Below are 22,429 nucleotides of genomic sequence, written 5' to 3'. Positions count from 1 at the left end.
GCTGCGTCTACCGGCGCGCTGCGCTTTACATTAAAATCGTCGGGTTTGCTGATAACGAAGACTAAGGACGAAGCAATGGATTTCGACAAGGAAGTAGACGCCCGCGGTCTGAACTGCCCGTTGCCGATCCTGCGTGCCAAGAAGGCACTGGCCGAGCTTGATCATGGTCAGGTTGTGCGGATCATTGCGACCGACCCGGGGTCGGTGAAAGACTTTCAGGCGTTCGCCAAGCAGACCGGGAATGAACTGGTCAAGCAGGGCGAGACCGCTGATAAGGCATTCGAGTTCTACATGCGGCGCAAGTGATGCTGCACTGAGTGTTACCCAAGCAAAAGGGCCGCGATGAGCGGCCCTTTTGCTTGAGCTTCATCCCGGGGCCACCTCGGCCCCGGGCGATTGCATCAATGCCCGGCCAGCTTTGCCAGTTGCGGGCGCAACTGCTCCAGCGTGACCTTGAAGCCGGCGAGGCGATCGCGTTCCTGCTGCACGACGGCAGCGGGGGCACGATCGACGAAGCTGGCGTTGCCCAGCTTGCCTTCGGCTTTCACGATCTCGCCTTCGATGCGGGCGATCTCCTTGCCCAGACGCTCGCGCTCTGCGGCGATGTCGATCTCCACGCGCAGCATCAGGCGGGTTTCGCCAGCCACGGCCACCGGTGCCAGCTCTTCGGCGCTGATTTCGGCGACGATCTCGACATCCGACAGTTTGGCCAGGCCCGCAAGATAGGGCGCATAGGCCTTGAGCTTGTCGGCGCTGCCCGCCGCGACCAGCGGCAGACGCTGGGCGGGGGAGATGTTCATCTCGCCGCGCAGGTTACGACAGGCGTAGATCATGGCCTTCAGCTCGGTGACCTTCGCTTCTGCAGTTTCGTCGACGCGACTCAGATCGGCCTGCGGGTAGCGTGCCAGCATCACGCTGTCGGCATCCTTGCGTCCGGCGAGCGGCGCAACGGTTTCCCACAGCTCTTCGGTGATGAAGGGGATCAGCGGGTGGGCGAGGCGCAGCACGGTCTCGAGCACGCGCAGCAGGGTGCGCCGGGTGGCGCGCTGCTGCTCCGGGGTGCCGGTCTGGATCTGGACCTTGGCCAGCTCCAGGTACCAGTCGCAGTACTCGTCCCACACGAATTCGTACACCGTGCGGGCGACGAGGTCGAAGCGGTAGGACTCGAACTGGGTGGCAACGTCCGCTTCGGTGCGCTGCAGACGGGAAACGATCCAGCGGTCGGCAAAGGAGAAGTCGAGATAAGCGCCGGGCGCGCATTGATCGGGCGTGTGCTCGTTCATGCCGCAGTCCTGGTCTTCGCAGTTCATCAGCACGAAGCGGGTAGCGTTCCACAGCTTGTTGCAGAAGTTGCGATAGCCCTCGCAGCGCGCGAGGTCGAACTTGATGTCACGCCCCGGGCTGGCCAGGCTGGCGAAGGTGAAGCGCAGGGCGTCGGTGCCGAAGGCCTGGATGCCTTCGGGGAATTCCTTGCGCGTCTTCTTCTCGATGCTCTGCGCCTGCTTCGGGTTCATCAGGCCGAAGGTGCGCTTCTTCACCAGTTCATCGATGGCGATGCCGTCGATGAGGTCGATCGGGTCGAGCACGTTGCCTTTCGACTTCGACATCTTCTGGCCTTCCGCGTCACGGATCAGGCCATGCACGTAGACGTGCTTGAACGGGATCTTGCCGGTGATGTGAGTCGTCATCATCACCATCCGGGCGACCCAGAAGAAGATGATGTCGAAGCCGGTAACGAGCACGGTGGAGGGCAGGTAGAGGTCGAGTGCATCGTTGCTCTGCTGCGGCCACTCGGCGGTCCAGTCGAGCGTGGAGAACGGCCACAGCGCAGACGAATACCAGGTGTCGAGCACATCGTCTTCACGGCGCAGCTTGCCTTCTTCGTAACGGGCGTGAAGCACGGACAGGCGCTGCGCGAGTTCCGGGTGCTGCTCGGTGGTCTCGCCTGCGGCCTGGCGGGACTGGACTTCAGCCTTGAGGCGGTTGATCTCGGCTTCGAGATCGGCCTTCCACGCGTGGATCGCGGCCTCTTCGTCGGTGGCGACGTAGATCTTGCCTTCCTCGTCATACCAGGCGGGAATGCGGTGGCCCCACCACAGCTGACGCGAGATGCACCAGTCCTGGATGTTGTTGAGCCACTGGTTGTAGGTGTTGATCCAGTTTTCCGGATAGAACTTGATCTCGCCCGACGAAACCACGTCGAGCGCCTTCTGCGTGATCGACTTGCCGTCGGCGCCCGGCTTGCTCATGGCAACGAACCACTGGTCGGTGAGCATCGGCTCGATCACGACGTTGGTGCGGTCGCCACGCGGCACCTGCATCTTGTGCGCCTTGATCTCGAGCATCAGGCCGAGGGCTTCGAGCTCGTTGACCACCTGCTGGCGCGCGGGGACGCGGTCCATGCCGACGATGCCGGCGGGCATGGCCACGCCTTCCAGTGCCTGGCCGTTGGTGTCATAGCGCTCGGCCACGGCGGGCATGCTGCCGTCGAGCTTGAGCACCACGATCATGTCGAGCTTGTGACGCTGACCGACTGCGTAGTCGTTGAAGTCGTGCGCGGGCGTGACCTTGACGCAGCCGGTGCCGAATTCGCGGTCGACGTAGTCGTCGGCGATGATCGGGATGTCGCGGCCGGTGAGCGGCAGGCGCACGGTCTTGCCGATCAGGTGGGCGTAGCGTTCGTCTTCCGGGTGCACCATGACCGCGACGTCGCCGAGCAGCGTCTCGGGCCGGGTGGTGGCGACGGTGAGGCCCTGCAGGCCGTCGATCGCACCGTCCGAGAACGGATACATGATGTGATACAGCTTGCCGTCTTCCTCTTCGGAAACGACTTCGAGGTCGGATACCGCCGTACCCAGCTTCGGATCCCAGTTGACCAGACGCTTGCCGCGATAGATCAGGCCCTCGTTATAGAGCCGGACAAAGGTTTCGGTGACGGTCTTCGACAGGCCTTCGTCCATGGTGAAGCGCTCGCGCTTCCAGTCCGGGCTGGTGCCGAGGCGGCGCATCTGGCGGGTGATGGTGCCGCCGGAGTACTCCTTCCACTCCCACACCTTCTCCAGAAACTTCTCGCGCCCGAGTTCGTGACGCGAGATGCCCTGCGCGTCGAGCTGGCGCTCTACCACGATCTGCGTGGCGATGCCGGCGTGATCGGTGCCCGGCTGCCACAGCGTGTTGTGACCACGCATGCGGTGGTAGCGGGTGAGCGCATCCATGATCGTCTGGTTGAAGCCATGTCCCATGTGCAGCGTGCCGGTGACGTTCGGCGGCGGCAGCAGGATGCAGAAGGCGTTGGGGTTCGACTTGTCGAGGCCGGCATCAAAGTAGCCGCGGGATTCCCACTCGGGGTACCAGCGACGCTCGATGTTCTCCGGTTCGAAGCTTTTGGCCAGTTCCATGTTGTTTTAGCGCGCTTGAAGGCAAAGGCGTAATTATAACGGATGCGCCACCAACACTCCCGGTGGCATTCGTCGGAAACAGCGCAAGGACTGATCGCTCAGCGCAGGGAGTCGAGATTTCCCCATTCGCGCCTGATCCACGCATCGTCCTCGAACTGCGTCTGCAGAAAGGCGATCCATGCGCTGACCTTGGCGGGAACGAGCCGTGGCGACGGATAGACGGCATGGATCTCCTGCGAGGGCAGGGGAAAGCCCTTGAGGATGGAGGTCAGCGTGCCGCGCACGATCCACCGGCGCGCGATGTAGAGCGGCAGCAGGGCGATGCCGATGCCGTCGATTGCGGCCGAGGCGACGCAGGAGATGTTGTTTGAGCGCACCGGGCCGCTCACCGCCACCGGGACCGGGTTGCCCTTGCTGTCGGCGAAATGCCACAGGTGGTCGCCCTGTACGCTGCTGTAGACGATGCAGTGATGTGCCGTGAGCGTCGATGGATGGGTGGGTTCGCCGCAGCGGGCGAGATAGGCCGGGCTCGCCACGGTGACCCAGGGGTTGAGGCCTAGACAGCGGCTGCCGAGCGTGGAGTCGGCGAGCTTGCCCATGCGGACAGACACGTCGATGCCGTGCTCGACGAGGTCGATCATGTGGTCGTCGAACTGCAGATCGAGTTGTACGCCCGGATTGCCGGCCATGAATTCGAGCGCCAGCGGCATCACGACCCTGCGCCCGAAACCCGAGGAGCTTGCGATGCGCAGGCGGCCGTGCACCCGCTCACCGAGGCGGGTCACCATGTCGTCGGCGGTCTCGACTTCCCGCTGAATGATCTTGCAGCGTTCATAGAACAGCGTGCCTGCCTCGGTAAGCCGCATGCCGCGTGTGTTGCGGTTGAGCAGGCGCACGCCGAGTCTGGCCTCGATTGCAGCGATGTGCTTGGTGACCGTCGGCTGCGTCAGGTTCATGTCGCGCGCCGTGCGCGAGAAGCTGCCGCTATCCACAAGGCGGATGAAGAGCTGCATGCTGGTGAATCTGTCCATCGGCATACTCCCGTGGCGAAGGCCTTCACTGATTCCAGCGAAGAATAATTGATATTCCTTATGTTGTGTTTTTCAGGGCTTGAATTCAGCGCAATATGCAGTGGCGCCGGCGTCTGGGGTGCTGGTGTGGCCTTAGGGGTTATCCCTTGTATCAAAGGGTTGTGGCGAATTCGGAAGTGCAGCTCGCTGCAGCCACGCTTGATTCTGATGTACCGGGTGAGGTGCTGTAGCGAGTCCGCGCAAAGTGAAATTGCTGCGCTGCGGGAATAAATAAGTCGAGGGTGCCTGCCTGGCCAAACAACGACGGAGGAGACAAGATGAGCAAGACATTCACACGCCGAGAGGCTCTGAAGGTGGCTGCATCGACTGCGCTGGTGACGGCGCCGTTTATCGGCAATGCACAGGCGCAGTCGGGAACGACGTGGAAAGTGCAGTCGACCTGGGATGCCGGGACCACTGGCTACAAGCTCTTCGAGACCTGGTGCAACAACTTCAAGGAAAAGTCCGGCGGTGAATTGAGCATCCAGCCCTTTCCGGCAAAGGCGGTCGCGGCCGACAACAATTCCCTGTTCGATTCGGTGCGCAGTGGCGTGCTGCAGGGGATGAACCCGTTCACGCTGTACTGGGCGGGGAAGATCCCCGCGTCGGTGTTCCTGTCCTCGTACCCGATGGGGCCGGATCAGCCGGCACAGTGGGACACGATGTATTACGGCCTCGGCATGCTCGAACTGGCGCGCGAGATCTACGCCAAGCAGGGGCTCTTCTTCGTCGGCCCGATCCACCACGACGCCAACATCATTCACTCCAAGGTGCCGATCCGCTCGGTCGACGATCTGAAGGGCAAGAAGATCCGTCTGCCCGGCGGCATGGTTGCCGAGGTGTTCCAGACCTTTGGCTGCTCCACGGTGGCCTTGCCGGGCTCGGACATCTTTCCCGCGCTTGAGAAGGGCACGATCGATGCTGCCGACTACGTCGGTCCGGCGGTCAACTACGACCTCGGCTTCCATCAGGTGACCAAGTACATCCTGTTCGGACCGCCGGGAACGATGAGCGTGTATCAGCCGGTGGACATCATGGATCTCACGGTGAACATGGGGGCCTGGAAACGCCTGAGCAAGAAGATGCAGGAATTCGTCGAGGATCAGGTCAAGAGCTACTCCCTTCACCACTACGTTGAAATCCAGAAGGCCAACATGGTTGCGATGGACAAGTTCATCGCGGCCGGCTCCGAGGTTTCGCGCATGGGGCCGACCGACATCGAGCGCTTCCGCAAGGCGGCGATCCCGATCTGGTACAAGTGGGCGAAGAAGGATCCGGATGCGACGCGTGTGTTCAAGCTGCAGCTCGACTACATGAAGAACGAGATCCTTGGCTACGTGACCGCAGACGACCTCAAGGGTCAGAGCCTCTGAGTCTGGCCAGCGGCGCCGGTCTTGAACGTGGTTGTGCGCCCGGATCGCGTCATGGCGCGATCCGGGCGCACAACCGCAGCGTGCCCGCGGCGACGGGGCACGGCGCTGCCGGCAACTGATCTTTTTCCGGATCGAACCTGTCTGCGGACGGGGGTGGTCCGGCTTATTTCCCGGAGTACGCGATGAGTGACCTGCAGGGCTTTGGCTTTGTCATGCCCCATTGGGCCTACTGGGGCTGGCTGGCAGTGATGCCGCTGATCCTGATCGTGCTTGCGCAACGGCAGGGGGTGCTGCCCGCGGTCAAGCATGAGGCGACTGCGACCACCTTTGAAAGAGTGGTCGACTGGCTGAGCGACCGCAGCGGGACCTTCGTCGCGCTGTGGAGCGTGAACGCGGTGCTCGCCTACACCTACGAGGTGCTCATGCGCTACGCCTTCAATCAGCCCACGATCTGGGTGCATGAGTCCAGTTATCTGCTGTTCGGCATGCAGTACGCGCTCGCCGGCGCCTACGGCCTGCTGCATGGCTCGCACGTGCGGGTGGATGTGATCTACACCAAGCTGTCGAGGCGGGCGCGAGGCGCGGTCGATGTGGTGACCTCGGTGTTCTTCTTTGCCTTCGTGCTGGTGATGATCTCCACCGGATGGCGCTTCTTTTCCGACAGCTACAACCAGGGGGAGCGTTCGCTGGAAACCTGGCAGGTGCAGTACTGGCCGGTCAAGGCCGCGCTGCTGCTTGGGGCCATCCTGATCCTGCTGGCAGGGATCTCGCACCTGATCAAGGACATCCGCAGATTTGAAACGGCCTGCCGGGAGCACCACTGACATGCAGACCACCAATTCGAACGGCTCCGCTGCCAACCACACCGGTTTTCGCTTTGCTGTCTATGGCGGGGCCTTGCTGCTCGCCGCAATCATGGCGATCGAAGCGGTAAACATCGCGTTCTACGATCCCTGGGGGGACGACTACTTCCTGTTCCGCATGCAGGGCGTGCTGGCCAACGTGGAAATGAGTGCGCTCACCTGGATCATGTTCGGCTCGCTCTTCGTGCTGCTGATGGCCGGACTGCCGCTGGCCTTCGTTGCCGGCGGTCTCGGCGTGGTGTTTCTGTACCTGGTCGGTGACTCGGCGATGCTGAACATGGTGCCGAGCCGCATCTTTCCGATGATGACCAACCCCGATCTGGCGGCGATTCCACTCTTCATCTTCATGGCGACGATGCTCGAACGCGCGGGCCTGATCGAGGAGATGTTCGACGCCGTCTATCAGTGGATGGGTGGCCTGCGCGGCGGGCTTGCAGTGGCCACCATCCTCGCATCCACCATTCTTGCCGCGATGGTCGGCGTGGTGGGGGCGGCGATCGTCACCATGGGCATCATTGCGCTGCCGGCAATGCTCAAGCGTCACTATGACGAGCAGATCGCGCTGGGCTCGATCATGGCGGGCGGCGCACTCGGGGTGCTCATCCCGCCGTCCATTCTCGCCATTCTTTACGCGGTGGTGGCGCAGCAGTCGGTTGGCGAGCTGTATGCGGGCAGCGTGGTGCCGGGCCTGATGCTGGCGGGACTGTATGTCGCCTACGTGCTGATCCGTTCCTTGCTCAATCCGGCGGTCGGTCCGGCCGTTCCGGTAGAGGAGCGTCTCAGCCTGGGGGCCAAGCTCATCCTGCTGCGCGGCCTGATTGCGCCCATTCTGCTGGTCATCATCGTGCTGGGGCTGCTGTTTACCGGTGTCGCCACGCCGGTGGAGGCTGCCGGCCTCGGTTCTTTCGGTGCCATGATCGTGGCGCTGATTCACGGCCGTCTCACGCTCGACGGCCTGTTCGGTGCGAGTCTGGCAACGGCCAAGGCGACCGTGATGGTGTTGTGGATCATCTTCGGCGCGTCGATCTTTGTCGGGCTCTACATCCTCAAGGGCGGACAGTCCTTCATTACCGACAGCCTGCTCGGTACCGGACTCTCGCCCTACGGCATCCTCTTCCTGATGATGTTCCTGCTGGTCATCCTCGGCATGTTCCTCGACTGGGTCGGCATCCTGCTGCTGGCTGTGCCCATCTTCGTGCCGATCGTGAAGAGTCTGGCCTTCGACGGGCTGTTCGGCATGCCCGGACCGACGCCGGACCAGGTGCTGGTGTGGTTCGGGGTGCTGTATCTGGTCAACATGCAGATGAGTTTTCTCAGTCCGCCATTCGGCTATGCGCTGTTCTACATCCGCGGGGTTGCGCCGGCCACGATCAGCATGGCAACGATCTTCAAGTCGTCGCTGGTGTTCCTGGCCATCCAGGTGCTGGCGCTGGTGCTGGTGGTGGTGTTCCCGGCGCTGGCGACCTGGCTGCCCGGGCTGCTCTATGGTTCCTGAGCGCGGCAGGGCGTGGCCGGTGCAGACCGGCGCGGCGTAAACGATCAAAGGGCCCGGCGGATGATCGTCGGGCCCTTTGTGCATCGTGGCGGTCATCCTGTGCCGGCGGAGGCTGCCGGTGCTCGGGCGGTCTAGCGCTCGATGTCGTCCAGACGGCTCGCGATATGCGCCGAAAGGGTCGGGAGCAGGGTTGCGCGCAGGTGGGCGAGAGTCTCGATTCGCAGTCGCTCGTTGAGCTTGTCGAGTTCACGGGACAGCAGTTGCGGGAGCTCGTTGCTCAGCCAGGTTTCCACTTCGTGCGCGATCAGGGTGTCGATTTCAACCAGATGTTCGACGAGCACGGCACGGTCCTGGATGCTCAGGCCCGCCTGATTCGCGGCCGCTGCGGGTGCGGGCGACGGGGTGTTCTGCTGCAGTTGCGCCACTTCACTGAGCAGCGGGATGTTTTCGTCAAAGTCGAGGACGACATCGGTAAGGATGGGCAGTTCGTCGCCGTCATCGGGGGTCTCGGCCGGCATGGCTGCGGGCGGGGCGTTGGTGGCGTGGTGACGGCGCAGCAGCGCATCGGCTTTGCCGATCAGGCTGTCGGCCAGCTCCAGTTCGGCGTCGGAGTTCTCGTCCCGGGGTGACCACGCGTTCATAGGGCTGACCTGCTTTCGGCGTCGAAGGCTTTGAGTGGGACCTGGCTGGCCTTGTACTGCTGCCAGCGTGTTCGTGCGGGCAGTTTGTCCGCCTCGCTCTGGCCGACGATTTCGACCACGGTGCGGAACTGCTCGAAACCCGGCGGAATGTCGTCGGCAAGGTTGAACAGCAGGTCGCCATGGGGCCAGGGGCGGGTGCTGTCAGCAGTGCCGATCACGATCGGCGTCTCCGCTGCGAGCGGGGATTCAAGCAGCACATGTGGAATGAACGAGAGCGGTACAGCCGTCCACAGATGCTGGTCGAGGCGGCGTGCGTGGGCGAAATCGGCCACGCGGATGGCGACCTGCCTGCCACCCGCATGTGCATTTGCGGCCAGCTCGCAGGTGAGCGCGAGCCGGTCCGGCGTGTTGTGATAAAACTGTACCCGCGTCACCGCGTTCAGTCCGCCGTGCCCTCGGCACGCCTCATCAGGAACTCGGTCAGCAAGGGCACTGGCCGTCCGGTTGCACCCTTCGCGTCACCCGACACCCAGGCTGTTCCGGCAATGTCCAGGTGTGCCCACTTGTAGGCCTTGGTGAAGCGCGACAGGAAGCAGGCCGCAGTGATGGTGCCGCCGTAACGTCCGCCAATGTTTCCCATGTCTGCAAAGTTGCTCTTGAGCAGATCCTGGTATTCCTCCCACAACGGCATCTGCCACGCGCGGTCGCCGGAGTCGTTGCTGCACTTGATCAGTTCGGCGGCAAGGTCGTCGTCGTTGGCGAGCAGTCCGGAGGGGATCTTGCCCAGCGCGACAACGCAGGCACCGGTCAGCGTGGCGACGTCGATGACGCAGTCCGGCTTGAAGCGCTCGGCGTAGGTGAGGGCGTCGCACAGGATGAGCCGGCCTTCGGCGTCCGTGTTCAGGATCTCGATGGTCTGGCCCGACATCGACGTGACCACATCGCCCGGGCGGGTCGCGGTGCCGCTGGGCATGTTCTCGGTGGCTGGCACGATTACGGTGACGTTGATCGGCAGGGCCATGCGTGCAATGGCCTTGATGCTGCCGATCACGCTGGCTGCGCCGCACATGTCGTATTTCATTTCGTCCATCTCGGCACCGGGCTTGAGCGAGATGCCGCCGGAGTCGAAGGTGACGCCCTTGCCGACCAGCACGACGGGTTTGGCCTTGGCCTTGCCGCCCTTGTAGTGCATGACGATGAGCTTGGGTGGCAGCTCGGAGCCCTTTGCGACCGAGAGCAGCGAGCCCATGCCGAGCTTTTCCATGTCGGCACGGTCGAGCACATCGACGTCGAGCTTGAACTGCTTGCCGAGCGCCTTGGCGGTGTCCGCGAGATAGGCGGGGGTGCACACGTTGCCCGGCAGGTTGCCGAGGTCCTTGGCCAGCGCCATGCCTTCTGCCACGGCCTGCCCGCGGCGCACGGCGGTTTCGAGCTCAGCATTGACCTTGCAGTCGATGGTGAGGGTGATCTTGCGCGCACCGCGCTCTTTCTTACTGTCCTTGCCGCCCGCCTTGGGTGCGTCGAAACGGTAGGCACCGTCGGCGATGATGCGGCTGGCCTGCTGCAGGCACCATGCCTGCGAACGCGCGCCCGGTGCCGTGTCGGCGAGGGTGATTGCGGCGTCCTTGGCGGGGCTGGCCGACAGTGCCTTGGCGACGCTGGCGAGGGCATCGCGATAGGCTTTGTCGCTGAAGTCCTCTTTCTTGCCCAGACTCACCAGGAGTACGCGGTCGGCGGTCGTGCCCGGCAGGTCGTGAAGTGTCATGGAGGCGCCGGCCTTGTCCTCGAGGTCGCCGCGCTTGATCAGTTGTGACAGCTTGCCTTTGCTGGCCTTGTCGAGGGTCTGCGCAGAGGCGGTCAGGGTGCCGCCGGCGAACACGCCGACAACGAGCACGCCGGTCCGGACTTTCTCCGGGCTGACGGTCTTTATGGTAAATTCCACGAGCTTACTCCTGTGTACGACGCGTCCTTGGGTCTGTTGCCGATTATGGCCCGTTCCCGACAAGCCCGTCAAAAGCAGCTGAACACCCTCCCCAAAAACGCTTACTGGTCCAGACTTGGTGCGATGATCTTCCGCCGCGCCCTTCAGCGGGAATTTTCCTACGCCGCAGCGGCTGTATTTGTCGCCCTGTTCGCGATTCTCATCACCACCGTGCTGATCCGGCTTCTCGGTCAGGCCGCGGGTGGCAGCGTGCCCGCGGACGCCGTGGCGGCACTGATCGGCTTCGGCGCCCTGAGCGAGCTTCCGGTTGTGCTCACGCTCACGCTCTTCATTGCGGTGCTGCTCTCGCTGTCGCGCGGCTATCGTGATTCCGAAATGGTGGTGTGGTTTGCATCCGGCGTGCCGCTGACGGCCTGGATCTCGCCCGTGCTGCGCTTTGCGGTGCCGCTGGTGCTGGTCATTGCCGGGGTGACGCTCTTCCTCGGCCCGTGGGCGCAGCTCAAGAACGCCGAGTACCGCGAGCGTCTCGACAGTCGCGACGATACGACCCGTGTGGCCCCGGGCGTGTTTCGCGAGTCGTCAGGCGCCCGCCGGGTGTTTTTCGTCGAGGTGGGTGCCGGCGAGGACGGGCGGGTGCGCAACGTCTTCGTCAGCGAAGAGAACAAGGGCAAGCTGACGGTCATTGCCGCTGCAGAAGGCTTCATGCACAACGATGACGACGGCAACCGCTACGTGATTCTCGAGAAGGGCCGGCGCTACGATGGCACGCCGGGTACGCCCGAGTACCGGGTCATGACTTTCGAGCGCTATCAGGTGCAGATCGAATCCAGGCAGATGGCAGCTGCGCCGGCCAAGACCCGGACCCGCCCCACCTTGCAGCTGCTGCAGAACCCGGATGACCGCAATCTGGCCGAACTGGCGGGCCGCATCGGCATTCCGCTCGCAGCCCTGTTGCTGGCGCTGCTCGCGATTCCCCTGTCCTTCGTCAACCCGCGTGCCGGTCGTACCAACAACCTGCTGCTGGCCCTGTTTACCTATCTGATCTACAGCAATGCGATCACCGTCTGCCAGGCCTGGGTGTCGCAGGGGCGTCTGCGTTTCGAGCTCGCCTTGCTGTTGCCGCACCTTGCCGTCCTGGCGCTGGTGGCATTCATGTTCTACCGCCGGCTGGTGGTGACTCCTTTCTGGCGGTCGCGCTCATGAGCAGGATTCTGACCCGATACCTTGCGCGCGAGATCTATGGCGCCACGGCGATGGTGCTGGTTGCCTTTCTCGGCCTGTTCGCCTTTTTCGATTTCGTAAACGAGCTCGATAGCGTCGGCAAGGACGGCTACATGCTGCATCACGCCATGATCTACGTGGCGATGATCCTGCCGGGGCGGGTGTATGAGCTGCTCCCGGTGGCGGTGCTGATCGGCTCGCTTTACGCGCTGACCACGCTCGCCCGCCATTCCGAGATTACCGTGATGCGCGCGTCGGGTCTGTCGACGTGGCGGATGCTGCGGGTGCTGGGGCTGATCGGAAGCGTGTTCGTGGTGCTGACCTTCGTCTTCGGTGAGTACATTGCCCCGCCCGCCGAGAGCGCTGCCCAGCAGTGGCGGCTGACCGCGACTAACTCGACGGTGTCGCAGCAGCTGCGCTCAGGCCTGTGGGTCAAGGACGGGCGTCTTGTGGTCAATGTGCGCACGCTGCAGCCCGATCGCACGATGGAGAAGGTGCGTGTCTATACCTTCGATGACAACACCGCGCTGGCTTCGATCAGCGAGGCCGAGCGGGGCGAGTACACCCAGGACGGATTCTGGCGCCTGACCGGTGTGGTGCAGACCAACTTCCGTGCCGACCGCACCGACGTCGAAACCCTGCCCGAGTTCATCTGGCACTCGGAGCTGACGCCAGAAGTGCTCAGCGTGCTGATGGTGGTTCCGGAACGGATGTCGGTCGGCAATCTGTGGGCCTTCATTCGACATCTGCGCGACAACCAGCAAAGCGCCGAGCGCTACGAGATTGCGCTGTGGAAGAAGCTCATCTATCCGTTTGCCGCGCTGGTGATGATTGCACTGGCGCTGCCTTTCGCCTTCACCCACGATCGCATGGGCGGGGTCAGCGTCAAGGTCTTCCTTGGCGTCATGCTTGGCGTCGGCTTCCACCTGCTGAACGGGCTGTTCTCCAATCTTGGCGTGATCAACGCCTGGTCGCCCGCGATGGCGGCATTGACCCCGAGCATGCTGTTCCTGCTCGCTGCGGCCGTGATGCTCTACATGGTCGAGCGCCGCTGAGGTCTCAGGCCCGTCGCTCGGGACCGTCGCGCCGGGCCGTGGCGAGCTGGCAGGCGGTGGCGGTGCGGTCCTTTGCGGGGCCGCTCACGCGTGCCGGGTACGCAGCGCAGACATAAAAAAACGGACCCGAGGGTCCGTTTTCTGTGCGATTCCGAGACTGGCAATCAGCCTTGCTGCTTCTTTGCTGCCGCCGACTTGTAGTCCAGCTTTTCCTTGATCCGTGCCGACTTGCCCGAGCGCTGGCGCAGGTAGTACAGCTTGGCGCGACGTACGTCACCGCGGCGCTTCACCTCGATCGAGGCGACCAGCGGGGAGTAGGTCTGGAACGTACGCTCGACACCCTCGCCGGAGGAGATCTTGCGGACGATGAAGGCAGAGTTGAGACCGCGGTTACGCTTTGCGATCACGACGCCTTCATAAGCCTGAAGGCGCTCGCGCGTGCCTTCCTTGACCTTCACCTGCACAACCACGGTGTCACCCGGGGCAAATGAGGGGAACGTCTTGCCTTCGGAAAGGCGGGCGACTTCTTCCTGTTCGAGTTGCTGAATCAGGTTCATGTGTTTGACTCCATCTCGTCTAATGGCCTTTGGCCTGGCATGCAGAGCAGGTCGCCACCTGATGCATGCGGTTTGTCATCGAAGCGTCAGCCGGCAGCGCCGTCTTTCGCCTCAGTTTGCTCCCGCTTGAATTCCTCAAGCAGGCGCAATTCTTCCTTGGTCATCGCTCTGTCGGCGAGCAGTTCCGGGCGGCGCAACCAGGTGCGTCCGAGCGACTGCTTCAAGCGCCAGCGGCGGATCAAGGCATGGTTGCCGGACAGCAGTACGTCCGGCACCCGTTCATTCTCATATACTTCCGGCCGCGTATAGTGCGGACAGTCCAGCAAGCCATCGGCGAAGGAGTCCTCCACCGCCGAATCGGCATCGTTCAGTGCGCCAGGCAGTTGTCGCACGATGGCATCGAGCAGCACCATCGCGGGCAGTTCGCCGCCCGAAAGGACAAAGTCGCCAAGCGAGACTTCTTCATCCACGCAACGGTCGATCACACGCTGATCGACACCTTCGTATCGCCCGCACAGCAGGATCAGTCCTGGCGCCTGTGCGAGTTCCATCACTCGTTCGTGCTGCAGCGTGCGGCCTTGCGGTGACAGATAGATCACCGGTCCGGCACTGCCCACCGCGTCCCGCTGCTGCTGCCGGGCCTGTGCGATGCTCTGCTCCAGAGGAGAGGGCATCATGACCATTCCCGGGCCGCCGCCATAAGGCCTGTCGTCCACCGTGCGATGCGCGTCGGTGGCGAAATCGCGCGGGCTGTGAAAGGCGATCCGGTAAAGATCGCGGTCCAGCGCCCGACGGGTAATGCCGCTGCCGGTGAGGGCTGCGAACATTTCCGGGAACAGGGTGATCACGTCATAGCGGCGCGGATCGCCGTATGCCTGAATCACCAATCTTTTTCCCAGGCAACCCGGATTTTCCGGCCTGCCAGGTCTACATCGAGGACATAGGCGGCAACAAAGGGCACGAGCCGTTCGTTGTCTCCGTCCTGAATCTGCAGCACGTCGTGGGCACCGGTAGAGATCAGTCCGCTGACGGTGCCCAGGGCCTCGCCGGCTTCATTGCTCACTTCCAGTCCGACCAGGTCGCCCCAGTAGTATTCATCGGCAGCAGGCTTCGGCAGGGCCTCGCGGGGCGCGCCGATGTACCAGCCTTCGATGGCTTCTGCGGCGTTGCGGTCGGGTACGCCTTCGAGCGTCGCAACCAGGCCCTTGCCATGGGCACGGCAGCCGCGCAATTCGCGCTGCGACCATGTTTCTGCAGGGGCGTCGGGATCGTTCGAAACCCACCAGTTCGGCATGTTCCGCCACGTGAGCGGATCATCACCGAAAGGGTGGATCTTGAGCCAGCCCTGAACGCCGAAAGGGGCGACAATGCGCCCCAGTACGATCATGCTTGAAGCGTCCTGAAAATCAGGCAGCCTTGGCGGACTGCTTCACCAGACGGGCAACCGTCGGGGAAAGCTGGGCGCCGTTTTGCTCCCAGTAGGCCAGGCGCTCGGTATTGATGACCAGCGCGTTTTCGGCGCCGGAAGCAACCGGATTGTAGAAACCGACGCGCTCGATAAAGCGGCCGTCACGACGGTTACGCGAATCGGCAGCAACGATGTTGTAGAACGGGCGCTTTTTGGCGCCACCACGGGCAAGGCGAATGACGACCATCTGAGTATCCTGAGATCGGTAGAGACGAAAAGCGCACGATTGTAGGGCACATAGGGTTTTTCGGCAAGGTGCTTGTGTATTTTTCAGGGTTTGCCGGACTCATGTGCGACGGCAATGTGCTCGCCCTGAGTTACAGGGCGGTGCGCCGTTCCAAAGTTGAATAGAATGGTAAGCCACTTAATCCATAGCGACAGTCGATGTCAGAGCCCGATCAACTCTCCGCAACCCACGAAGCCGCGCTGACCTGGCTGAACGGCGAGCCAGATGACGACCCGGTTGCGGACCTCGCTGCCCTGCGGCACCACGAACCCGCGGCGGGCGACAGCGCGCTCACGGTGGCGCAGCGCGAGGAATTGCTCGGGCTGCTGCGGGTACGCGCAAAGGACATCTGTGGACGTTTCCGGCCACGCCTGCTCACTGCGAGCCTGCCGCTGAGCCGGGAGATCCACCGCACCGCAATGGCGCTGATCGACAGCCTGCTCGCCATCTCCGATCACTACCGGGGTCTGGCGGCGGAACTGCAGCGGCGCTGGTTGTGGGCGCGCAGGCAGGAGCTGGTCGATCTGAGTGCGCAGGCGCTCGAACTCATCGGCGAGGCCTGCATTGTTGGCAACATGGCTGGCGCGGTGGTGCCGTTCGGCTTGTGGCAGCATGCACATGTGTTGTGGCTTGCAGCCGGCATGCGCGAACAGCTGGCGGGTGGCGCAGGTGCTGACGCGGGGATGGCTGCACTGTGCGTGCAGTACCGGCGTGTGATGACCATTTCCGTGAGCCAGCCCGAAAGCCTCACTGCGCGTGAATTGCAATGGCTCTTCGATTATCTCGATACGGCAGCGTGCGACGCAGACCTGTCGACCGAGCCGCTGCAGCCGGAAACCACGTCCTACTGGATCGACCTGGCGCAGGACAATCCGCCGATACCGATCGTGCGGCACAAACCGCAGGGTGGGCGCGACATCATCTACTTCAGTCCGCAGGGGATCTGCCGCCGCATCAGTCAGCAGGTTGCGTGGCTGGAGGAGCGGGTTCTCGAGGCCGAGGTCGTCGGGCTCGAGCGCGACGGTGAACTGCTCGATCCGGAAACGTCCGGTCTCCCCGAGGGGCTGACGCCGGTCGAGGTGCTTTCGCTGCTGCGTCGTCTGCGCGACCGCTGGGCCACACCGCCGCAGCGGGCGCAGCCTCGGCGCAAGCATCAGTACTCGGTGCAGGTCTGTGCCGGTCTGAAGGCGATCTGGGATATCGGTCGTGGCACCGGCACCGAGGTGGCGGAGTGGATGGTGTTCAACGAGAGCCCCGGGGGGTATGCCATCCTGTGCGTGGGTGGCGTCGATTCCGCGCTGTCGGCGGGCATGCTGCTGGCACTGCGTCGCGAATCCACGCTGGGCTGGTCAGTCTGCGTGGTGCGCTGGATTCGCAGCGACAACCCGGATCAGGTCGAGCTCGGCCTGCAGGTGATCTCCCAGGGCTTCAGTGCGGTTCAGGTGGGCTTCCGTGGCAGCGATGTGCGCAAGATGACGCCGGCGCTGATGCTGCCCCCCCTGGCGGCCGTCAGGCAGCACCAGGCACTGGTGGCGCCGGCCGGGACCTATGTGTCGCGACGTTTTGCGCTGGTCAACGACGGCGAGCACCTTTATGTCGCGCAGGGGCGGGTGCTCGGGCTGGATATGCAGACGGCCAGCATCGAGCTCTTCCGCTATGAAATCGACCCCTATCCGATCTGAGTGGCGCGCTGGCCTTGTGCGCCACTCAGTCCGGCGCACCGGTCTGCGGTGACTGGAGCAGGCTGGCAATGGTTTCGCCTTCCATCCGCATGCTGCGCCCGAGGCGCTGTGCAAGGGCCGAGACGCTGCCTTCCGACGCAGCCTGCCAGGCGAGATCGTCGAGGGCAAAGCGGCGGATGACCTCGCTAAGCGGAATGCGCTCTGGCGCCTGGGTCAGCACCCATTCGCCACTTTCGGCGCGTGTCGTCCATCCGGTTTCGCCAAGTTTTCCGAGCAAGGTCTCGGCCTCGGGTTCGGAGAGTCCGGTGTGTGCGCGGAGCTGGGTAAACGGTGTCGTCCGGCCGTCCTGCTGGGCGCGGGCGAGTTCGAGCAGCACGCTGACCGCAGCCCAGGCCTCGCTGCCGGGAAAGCAGGGGGAGTGCAGGCGTCGCTCCAGAAAGGCGGGCAGGGTGGCCGTCACCAGGGCGCCAAGCAGGATCACGATCCACGACAGGTAGAGCCACACCAGAAAGATCGGCAGCACGGCAAACGCCCCGTAGATCAGCGTGTAGGTGGGGAACTGGGCGAGGAACATGCCGAAGGCCCGCTGCATCAGGAAGAATACGACCGCAGCCGAAACCCCTCCGGTAATTGCGTGCAGCGGGCGGATCGGGTGATTGGGTACCGCGTAGTAGAGAAAGCTGAACAGGGCCCCCAGCAGCAGCGGTGGCAGCGTGCGTGCCGCGAGCTCGCTGATCCAGGGCAGATGGGCGGACCACTCCATTGAAGAGCTGACCAGGTAACCGGTGGCGAAGACGCTGCCGCCCAGAATGGCTGGGCCGAGGGTGAGCATGAACCAGTAGACGGTGATTCGCAGCAGCATCGGGCGCGGTTTGCGCACGCCCCAGATGTGGTTGAACACGCGCTCGATCGTGGCCAGCAGCATCAGCGCCGTCACCGCGAGCAGGCCGGTGCCGATCAGCGTCATGCGGGCGGCCTTCTGCGAAAACTGGATCGCGTAGGTGGTGATGATCTTGCCTGCACGGTCTGGCAGCAGGTTCTCGAGCAGGAAGATCTTGAGCGAGATGCCCAGCTGATCCATGCCCGGCAGGTTGCTGAACACCGAAAGCGTGACCGTGATCAGCGGCACCAGGGCAAGCAGGGTGGTGAAGGCCAGGCTGCTTGCAACCTGCGGGCAGCGGGTCGCATTGAAGCGCGCCGAGAAGAGCTCGGCGAAATCGCGGAGTGACTGCAGCGACATGTGGATTGAGCGGACGGGGCCGGCAGGGAGGGCAGGTATAATCCGCGCATTCTATCCACTTCGGTTCGTCATGCAGGAAATCCTCGTGCTGTATTACAGCCACCGCGGCTCGGTTCGCGCGCTGGCCGAGCAGATCGTCCGTGGTATCCATCAGGTTCCCGGCGTTGCAGCGCGTGTGCGCACGGTGCCCAAGGTGTCGGCCGTGTGTGAGGCGGTGGAGGCGGACATTCCCGCCGACGGCCCGCCCTATGTCGAGGCGTGCGATCTCGAAGAGTGCATCGGGCTGGCGCTCGGCAGTCCGACCCGCTTCGGCAACATGGCGGCGCCGGTAAAGTATTTCGTGGATGGCCTTGCGGGCGCATGGGTCAATGGCACGCTCGCCGGCAAGCCCGCCTGCGTGTTCTCATCGAGCGCGAGCCAGCACGGCGGCCAGGAATCCACGCTGCTGTCCATGATGCTGCCGCTGATGCATCACGGCATGGTGCTGGTGGGGCTGCCTTACACTGAGCCCGCGCTCAACGCGACGCGCAGCGGAGGGACGCCCTACGGTGTCACCCACGTCGCCGGTGCGGACGGGTTGTCGCAGCTGAGTGAGGAGGAAATCGTGCTGGCGCAGGCTCAGGGGCGTCGCCTTGCGGAGATTGCATTGAAGCTGGGAGGTGCGCGATGAGCCCACGTCTGCTGTCGTTGATATCGAGCGTGGCGCTGCTGTCGCTGATCGTACTGTGCGTGCTGTGGGAGGTGTGGCTCGCGCCCCTGCGTCCGGGCGGTTCGTGGATGATGCTCAAGGTCCTGCCGCTGATGCTTGCCGTATTCGGCATCCTGCGTGGCAAGCGTTATACCTACCAGTGGATGTCGATGCTGGTGCTGCTCTACCTCACCGAGGGCGTGCTGCGTACCAACGATGCCGGGCTCAGCGGCACGCTGGCCTATATCGAGGTGGCGCTGTCCATCGTGCTGTTTCTCAGCACCATGTTCTACGCACGCAACACGGCGCCGTCGCGCCAGCCGCAGGACTGAGCCTGCAACTGGCGCGGGCCTGGCTCATACCTGCGGATTGAGCTTCTCGCTGCCGGCGTGCAGTTTGTTGAGCGCGTTCAGATAGGCTTTCGCCGAGGCGACGATGATGTCGGTGTCTGAGCCCTGTCCATTGACGATGCGCCCGTCGCGCGCGAGACGCACGGTCACTTCGCCCTGGGCATCGGTGCCGGTGGTGATGGCGTTCACCGAGTACAGCAGCAGTTCGGTGCCGCTGGCTGCCACCGATTCGATCGCCTTGAAGGCGGCGTCGACCGGGCCTGAGCCGCTCGACTTGCTGTGGGTTTCACGGCCGCCTGCGGTCAGGGTGATCTCGGCCAGCGGCGTCTCGCCCGTCTCGGAGTGGAAGCGGGTGGATACCAGGCGGTAGTGCTCGAACTCGGGGGTGATCGCCTCGTCGCTGGCGAGTGCGTGCAGATCCTGGTCGAAGATCTCATGCTTCTTGTCCGCCAGTTCCTTGAAGCGGGCAAAGGCGAGGTTGAGCTGCTCTTCGGAGCCAATCTCGATACCGAGTTCCAGCAGGCGGGCGCGGAAGGCGTTGCGCCCCGAGTGCTTGCCGAGCACGAGCTTGTTTGCGCCCCAGCCCACATCTTCGGCGCGCATGATCTCATAGGTTTCGCGGTGCTTGAGCACGCCGTCCTGGTGAATGCCGGATTCGTGCGCGAAGGCGTTTGCGCCGACGATGGCCTTGTTCGGCTGCACCGGGTAGCCGGTGATCTGCGACACCAGGCGCGACGCGGGCACGATCTGGGTGGTGTCGATGCGGGACTCGACCGGAAACACGTCGGCCCGGGTACGCACGGCCATGACGATTTCTTCGAGCGAGGCGTTGCCTGCACGCTCGCCGAGGCCGTTGATGGTGCATTCCACCTGACGCGCACCGGCCATCACTGCAGCCAGTGAGTTGGATACCGCAAGGCCGAGGTCGTTGTGGCAGTGCACCGACCAGATCACCTTGTCCGAGTTCGGCACGCGCTCGATCAGCGTGCGGATGGTGGCGGCGTATTGCTCGGGGACGTTGTAGCCGACGGTGTCGGGCACGTTGATGGTCTTTGCGCCGGCCTTGATCACCGCGTCGAAGATCCGCACCAGGAAGTCGATGTCCGAACGGCCTGCGTCTTCGGCAGAGAATTCGACGTCGTCGGTATATTCGCGCGCCCAGCCGATCGCCTTCACCGCCTGCTCCACCACCTGGTCCGGCGTCATGCGCAGCTTCTTCTCCATGTGGATCGGACTGGTGGCGATGAAGGTATGGATGCGGCCGCGGGCGGCGGGGCGGATGGCTTCGCCCGAGCGGCGGATATCGTTCTCGTTGGCGCGTGCCAGCGAGCACACGGTGGATTCCTTGATCGCCTCGGCAATGGTACGCACGGCTTCGAAGTCACCGTTCGAGGCCGCAGCAAAGCCGGCCTCGATCACGTCAACCCGCATGCGCTCGAGTTGCCGGGCAATGCGCAGCTTTTCGTCGCGGGTCATCGACGCGCCCGGGCTTTGTTCGCCATCGCGCAAGGTGGTATCGAAAATGATCAAGGCGTCTTTCATGGTCGGCTCCGGCTAAGGTCTGATTGCGTATACGGCTCGACTGCCTGCATGGGTGCGCGGGCAGTGGGGTGTGGCACGAAGGGAGGGGGGAATGTATTCAGCGCGCGGGGCGCAGCAGTCGGGCGTGCAGCAGCACACCCGCCGGCAGGAGGCGAAGCGACAGGGAGAGGAGGTCGCGTTCGGGTTTCATGTGCCGCACTATAAGGCAGCGATTTGCGTCATGGCAAGTCGCAGCGCATGGGCGGGTGCGATCATCGCCTTCGATCGCGCCCGCCCACGCGGTTTCGGCCTTGTCAGCGCATCTCGAATGCTTCCTGATGAAAACGTACACCTCGCATCCCGAGGCGGGAGATGCCCGTGCGCAGGGCATCTCCGAATGCGCGCGGACCGCAGAACCAGAGCTCGGTGTGCTTTGCCGCGCCGTGCTGCCGCTGCAGCCATTCGGCGTTCAGCACCGGGTCGCGGTCGGTGCTGACGACATGCAGCCTGACCGATGCGAGGCCCGCGCACAGCGATTCCAGACGGCTGACGAAGGGATCGTCGTCACGGCATCGGGTGCTGTAGTAGAGGTCGACTTCGGGCGCACTGTCGGACATGTTCTGCAGCGATTCGAGCCAGGCGATGAAAGGCGTGATGCCAATGCCACCCGCAATCCAGATCTGCGCTGCCTTGCGTGACGCGCGGCGGAAGTCGAAGCGGCCGTAAGGGCCTTCGACCTGAACCGACTGTCCGGCCCGTAGCTTTCGCTCCAGACCACGGGTGTAGTCGCCCAGCGCCTTGATCTTGAAATGGACATGATGATCGCCACGGTCGGCGCTGGCGATGGTGAAGGGGTGGGCGCCCTCGATGGCATCGAAGGTCACGAATGCAAACTGTCCGGCGCGATGACCTTTCCATTGCGGGTCCAGCAGGCAGTCGATTTCGCAGATGCCATCAGCCGTGGCATGCACCGACTCGATGGTACCGGCGACGCGCCGGCGTCTGCCGATGCGCCCTGTCAGCGACACCACGCTCGCCGCAACGCCCATCGTGATGAGCACTGCGAGCATCCACCCGACCGGTTGCGACCACCACACCGTGGGTGCAAGAAAGGCGACATGGATTGCCAGCATCAGGTAGAGCACCGGCATCACGTGATGCAGGTAACGCCACAGATGGTAGGGAAACTTGCGCCACAGGGTGATGAGCAGCATGGCCAGCAAGGCATAGATGGCCCACTCGCCGAGGTCCTCGCCGACATCCTGCATCATGGCGAGAAAGCCGCCGTCGTGGTTTCCGGGGATCCGGCCTGCGCGGCCGAAGACGGCCTTGATCACGTCGTCCGCCATCTCGATCAGCCAGTGCGCAGCGGCGAAGAGCACGGCGAGGATGCCTGCCCATTTGTGGATACGATAGATGCGGTCCATGCCGCCCAGCGGTGCTTCAAGCCAGGCAGGGCGCGTTGCCAGCACCATGATCAGCGACATGAGCGCGAAGGACCACAGGCCTGTGAGATAAAGCGCCTGCTGCCGGAACGCCCAGGGCAGCGCGGTACCGGCTGGCGCCGCTTCGACGAGCAAGGCGCCGAACCACGCGAGTGTGACGGTGCAGAGGAAGGGGAGCAGAACGCGTTTCATGG

21 protein-coding genes are annotated in these 22,429 nt (G+C 63.6%); 9 read left to right on the top strand and 12 right to left on the bottom strand.

All coding sequences use genetic code 11. The features are described from left to right. Window positions 1-75 precede the first annotated feature (75 nt). Window positions 76-306 carry a sulfurtransferase TusA family protein gene (locus CEW83_RS09185; protein ID WP_108949070.1) on the top strand — a complete coding sequence of 77 codons (231 nt, stop codon included), beginning with the start codon at window positions 76-78 and terminating at the stop codon, window positions 304-306. Between the two features lie 95 nt (window positions 307-401). Here CEW83_RS09185 and CEW83_RS09180 read toward each other — a convergent pair whose 3' ends face one another. Together CEW83_RS09180 and CEW83_RS09175 are read right to left on the bottom strand one after the other, a co-directional pair. Then, window positions 402-3,398, bottom strand: a complete 2,997-nt coding sequence (locus tag CEW83_RS09180) for a valine--tRNA ligase (RefSeq protein ID WP_108949069.1) — start codon at window positions 3,396-3,398, stop codon at window positions 402-404. 98 nt (window positions 3,399-3,496) lie between these two features. Then, on the bottom strand, window positions 3,497-4,429 hold the full coding sequence (locus CEW83_RS09175; RefSeq protein ID WP_108949068.1) for a LysR family transcriptional regulator: 933 nt from the start codon (window positions 4,427-4,429) through the stop codon (window positions 3,497-3,499). Window positions 4,430-4,746: 317 nt separating this feature from the next. On the opposite strand from CEW83_RS09175, the gene dctP reads away from it, so the two are divergent. From dctP to CEW83_RS09160, 3 genes are all read left to right on the top strand, one after another. After that, window positions 4,747-5,841 (top strand): TRAP transporter substrate-binding protein DctP, encoded by a 1,095-nt coding sequence (gene dctP, locus CEW83_RS09170; protein WP_108949067.1) that lies wholly within the window; start codon window positions 4,747-4,749, stop codon window positions 5,839-5,841. 182 nt (window positions 5,842-6,023) lie between these two features. Further along, on the top strand, window positions 6,024-6,665 hold the full coding sequence (locus CEW83_RS09165) for a TRAP transporter small permease subunit (protein WP_108949066.1): 642 nt from the start codon (window positions 6,024-6,026) through the stop codon (window positions 6,663-6,665). A gap of 1 nt (window position 6,666) precedes the next feature. Beyond that, on the top strand, window positions 6,667-8,199 hold the full coding sequence (locus CEW83_RS09160) for a TRAP transporter large permease (protein WP_108949065.1): 1,533 nt from the start codon (window positions 6,667-6,669) through the stop codon (window positions 8,197-8,199). A 131-nt stretch (window positions 8,200-8,330) separates the two neighbouring features. Here the strand turns inward: CEW83_RS09160 and CEW83_RS09155 are convergent, their stop codons facing one another. From CEW83_RS09155 to CEW83_RS09145, 3 genes are read right to left on the bottom strand one after another with little or no spacing between them, the layout of a single operon-like run. Then, the gene (locus CEW83_RS09155; RefSeq protein WP_108949064.1) at window positions 8,331-8,840 is read right to left on the bottom strand and encodes a hypothetical protein; all 510 of its coding nucleotides are present in this window, start codon (window positions 8,838-8,840) and stop codon (window positions 8,331-8,333) included. Next, the gene (locus tag CEW83_RS09150; protein WP_108949063.1) at window positions 8,837-9,274 is read right to left on the bottom strand and encodes a DNA polymerase III subunit chi; all 438 of its coding nucleotides are present in this window, start codon (window positions 9,272-9,274) and stop codon (window positions 8,837-8,839) included. Before CEW83_RS09150 ends, CEW83_RS09155 begins: the two co-directional genes overlap by 4 nt. Before the next feature lie 5 nt (window positions 9,275-9,279). After that, window positions 9,280-10,782 carry a leucyl aminopeptidase gene (locus CEW83_RS09145; protein ID WP_108949062.1) on the bottom strand — a complete coding sequence of 501 codons (1,503 nt, stop codon included), beginning with the start codon at window positions 10,780-10,782 and terminating at the stop codon, window positions 9,280-9,282. Window positions 10,783-10,905: 123 nt separating this feature from the next. Here CEW83_RS09145 and lptF point away from each other — a divergent pair, with 123 nt between their 5' ends. Continuing rightward, window positions 10,906-11,985 carry an LPS export ABC transporter permease LptF gene (gene lptF / locus CEW83_RS09140; protein ID WP_108949061.1) on the top strand — a complete coding sequence of 360 codons (1,080 nt, stop codon included), beginning with the start codon at window positions 10,906-10,908 and terminating at the stop codon, window positions 11,983-11,985. Further along, window positions 11,982-13,058, top strand: coding sequence for an LPS export ABC transporter permease LptG (gene lptG / locus CEW83_RS09135; RefSeq protein WP_108949060.1), 1,077 nt, complete (start codon window positions 11,982-11,984; stop codon window positions 13,056-13,058). The genes lptF and lptG overlap by 4 nt, the downstream gene beginning before the upstream one ends. A gap of 164 nt (window positions 13,059-13,222) precedes the next feature. Here the strand turns inward: lptG and rplS are convergent, their stop codons facing one another. From rplS to rpsP, 4 genes are all read right to left on the bottom strand, one after another. After that, complete coding sequence (rplS, locus tag CEW83_RS09130; RefSeq protein WP_108949059.1) at window positions 13,223-13,615, bottom strand: 50S ribosomal protein L19; 393 nt, start codon at window positions 13,613-13,615, stop codon at window positions 13,223-13,225. Between the two features lie 86 nt (window positions 13,616-13,701). Beyond that, a complete protein-coding gene (trmD, locus tag CEW83_RS09125; protein WP_234419074.1) occupies window positions 13,702-14,442 on the bottom strand; it encodes a tRNA (guanosine(37)-N1)-methyltransferase TrmD in 741 nt (246 codons plus the stop codon). 53 nt (window positions 14,443-14,495) lie between these two features. Continuing rightward, the gene (rimM, locus tag CEW83_RS09120; protein ID WP_108949058.1) at window positions 14,496-15,002 is read right to left on the bottom strand and encodes a ribosome maturation factor RimM; all 507 of its coding nucleotides are present in this window, start codon (window positions 15,000-15,002) and stop codon (window positions 14,496-14,498) included. Window positions 15,003-15,021: 19 nt separating this feature from the next. Continuing rightward, window positions 15,022-15,270 carry a 30S ribosomal protein S16 gene (rpsP, locus tag CEW83_RS09115; RefSeq protein ID WP_108949057.1) on the bottom strand — a complete coding sequence of 83 codons (249 nt, stop codon included), beginning with the start codon at window positions 15,268-15,270 and terminating at the stop codon, window positions 15,022-15,024. A 197-nt stretch (window positions 15,271-15,467) separates the two neighbouring features. On the opposite strand from rpsP, the gene CEW83_RS09110 reads away from it, so the two are divergent. Further along, the gene (locus CEW83_RS09110) at window positions 15,468-16,991 is read left to right on the top strand and encodes a hypothetical protein (protein WP_108949056.1); all 1,524 of its coding nucleotides are present in this window, start codon (window positions 15,468-15,470) and stop codon (window positions 16,989-16,991) included. Window positions 16,992-17,016: 25 nt separating this feature from the next. Here the strand turns inward: CEW83_RS09110 and CEW83_RS09105 are convergent, their stop codons facing one another. After that, window positions 17,017-18,231, bottom strand: coding sequence for a YihY family inner membrane protein (locus tag CEW83_RS09105; RefSeq protein WP_108949055.1), 1,215 nt, complete (start codon window positions 18,229-18,231; stop codon window positions 17,017-17,019). A 70-nt stretch (window positions 18,232-18,301) separates the two neighbouring features. On the opposite strand from CEW83_RS09105, the gene wrbA reads away from it, so the two are divergent. After that, complete coding sequence (gene wrbA, locus CEW83_RS09100) at window positions 18,302-18,901, top strand: NAD(P)H:quinone oxidoreductase (RefSeq protein WP_108949054.1); 600 nt, start codon at window positions 18,302-18,304, stop codon at window positions 18,899-18,901. Beyond that, window positions 18,898-19,251, top strand: a complete 354-nt coding sequence (locus CEW83_RS09095) for a DUF2069 domain-containing protein (RefSeq protein WP_108949053.1) — start codon at window positions 18,898-18,900, stop codon at window positions 19,249-19,251. Before wrbA ends, CEW83_RS09095 begins: the two co-directional genes overlap by 4 nt. A 24-nt stretch (window positions 19,252-19,275) precedes the next feature. Here the strand turns inward: CEW83_RS09095 and CEW83_RS09090 are convergent, their stop codons facing one another. Next, a complete protein-coding gene (locus tag CEW83_RS09090) occupies window positions 19,276-20,811 on the bottom strand; it encodes a 2-isopropylmalate synthase (protein WP_108949052.1) in 1,536 nt (511 codons plus the stop codon). A gap of 293 nt (window positions 20,812-21,104) precedes the next feature. Beyond that, window positions 21,105-22,427 (bottom strand): ferric reductase-like transmembrane domain-containing protein, encoded by a 1,323-nt coding sequence (locus tag CEW83_RS09085; RefSeq protein WP_108949051.1) that lies wholly within the window; start codon window positions 22,425-22,427, stop codon window positions 21,105-21,107. Between the last annotated feature and the right edge of the window lie 2 nt (window positions 22,428-22,429).

This window comes from Parazoarcus communis (assembly GCF_003111645.1).
Classification (GTDB): Bacteria; Pseudomonadota; Gammaproteobacteria; order Burkholderiales; family Rhodocyclaceae; genus Parazoarcus; species Parazoarcus communis_A.
This window is presented reverse-complemented; position numbering and strand designations above follow the sequence as displayed.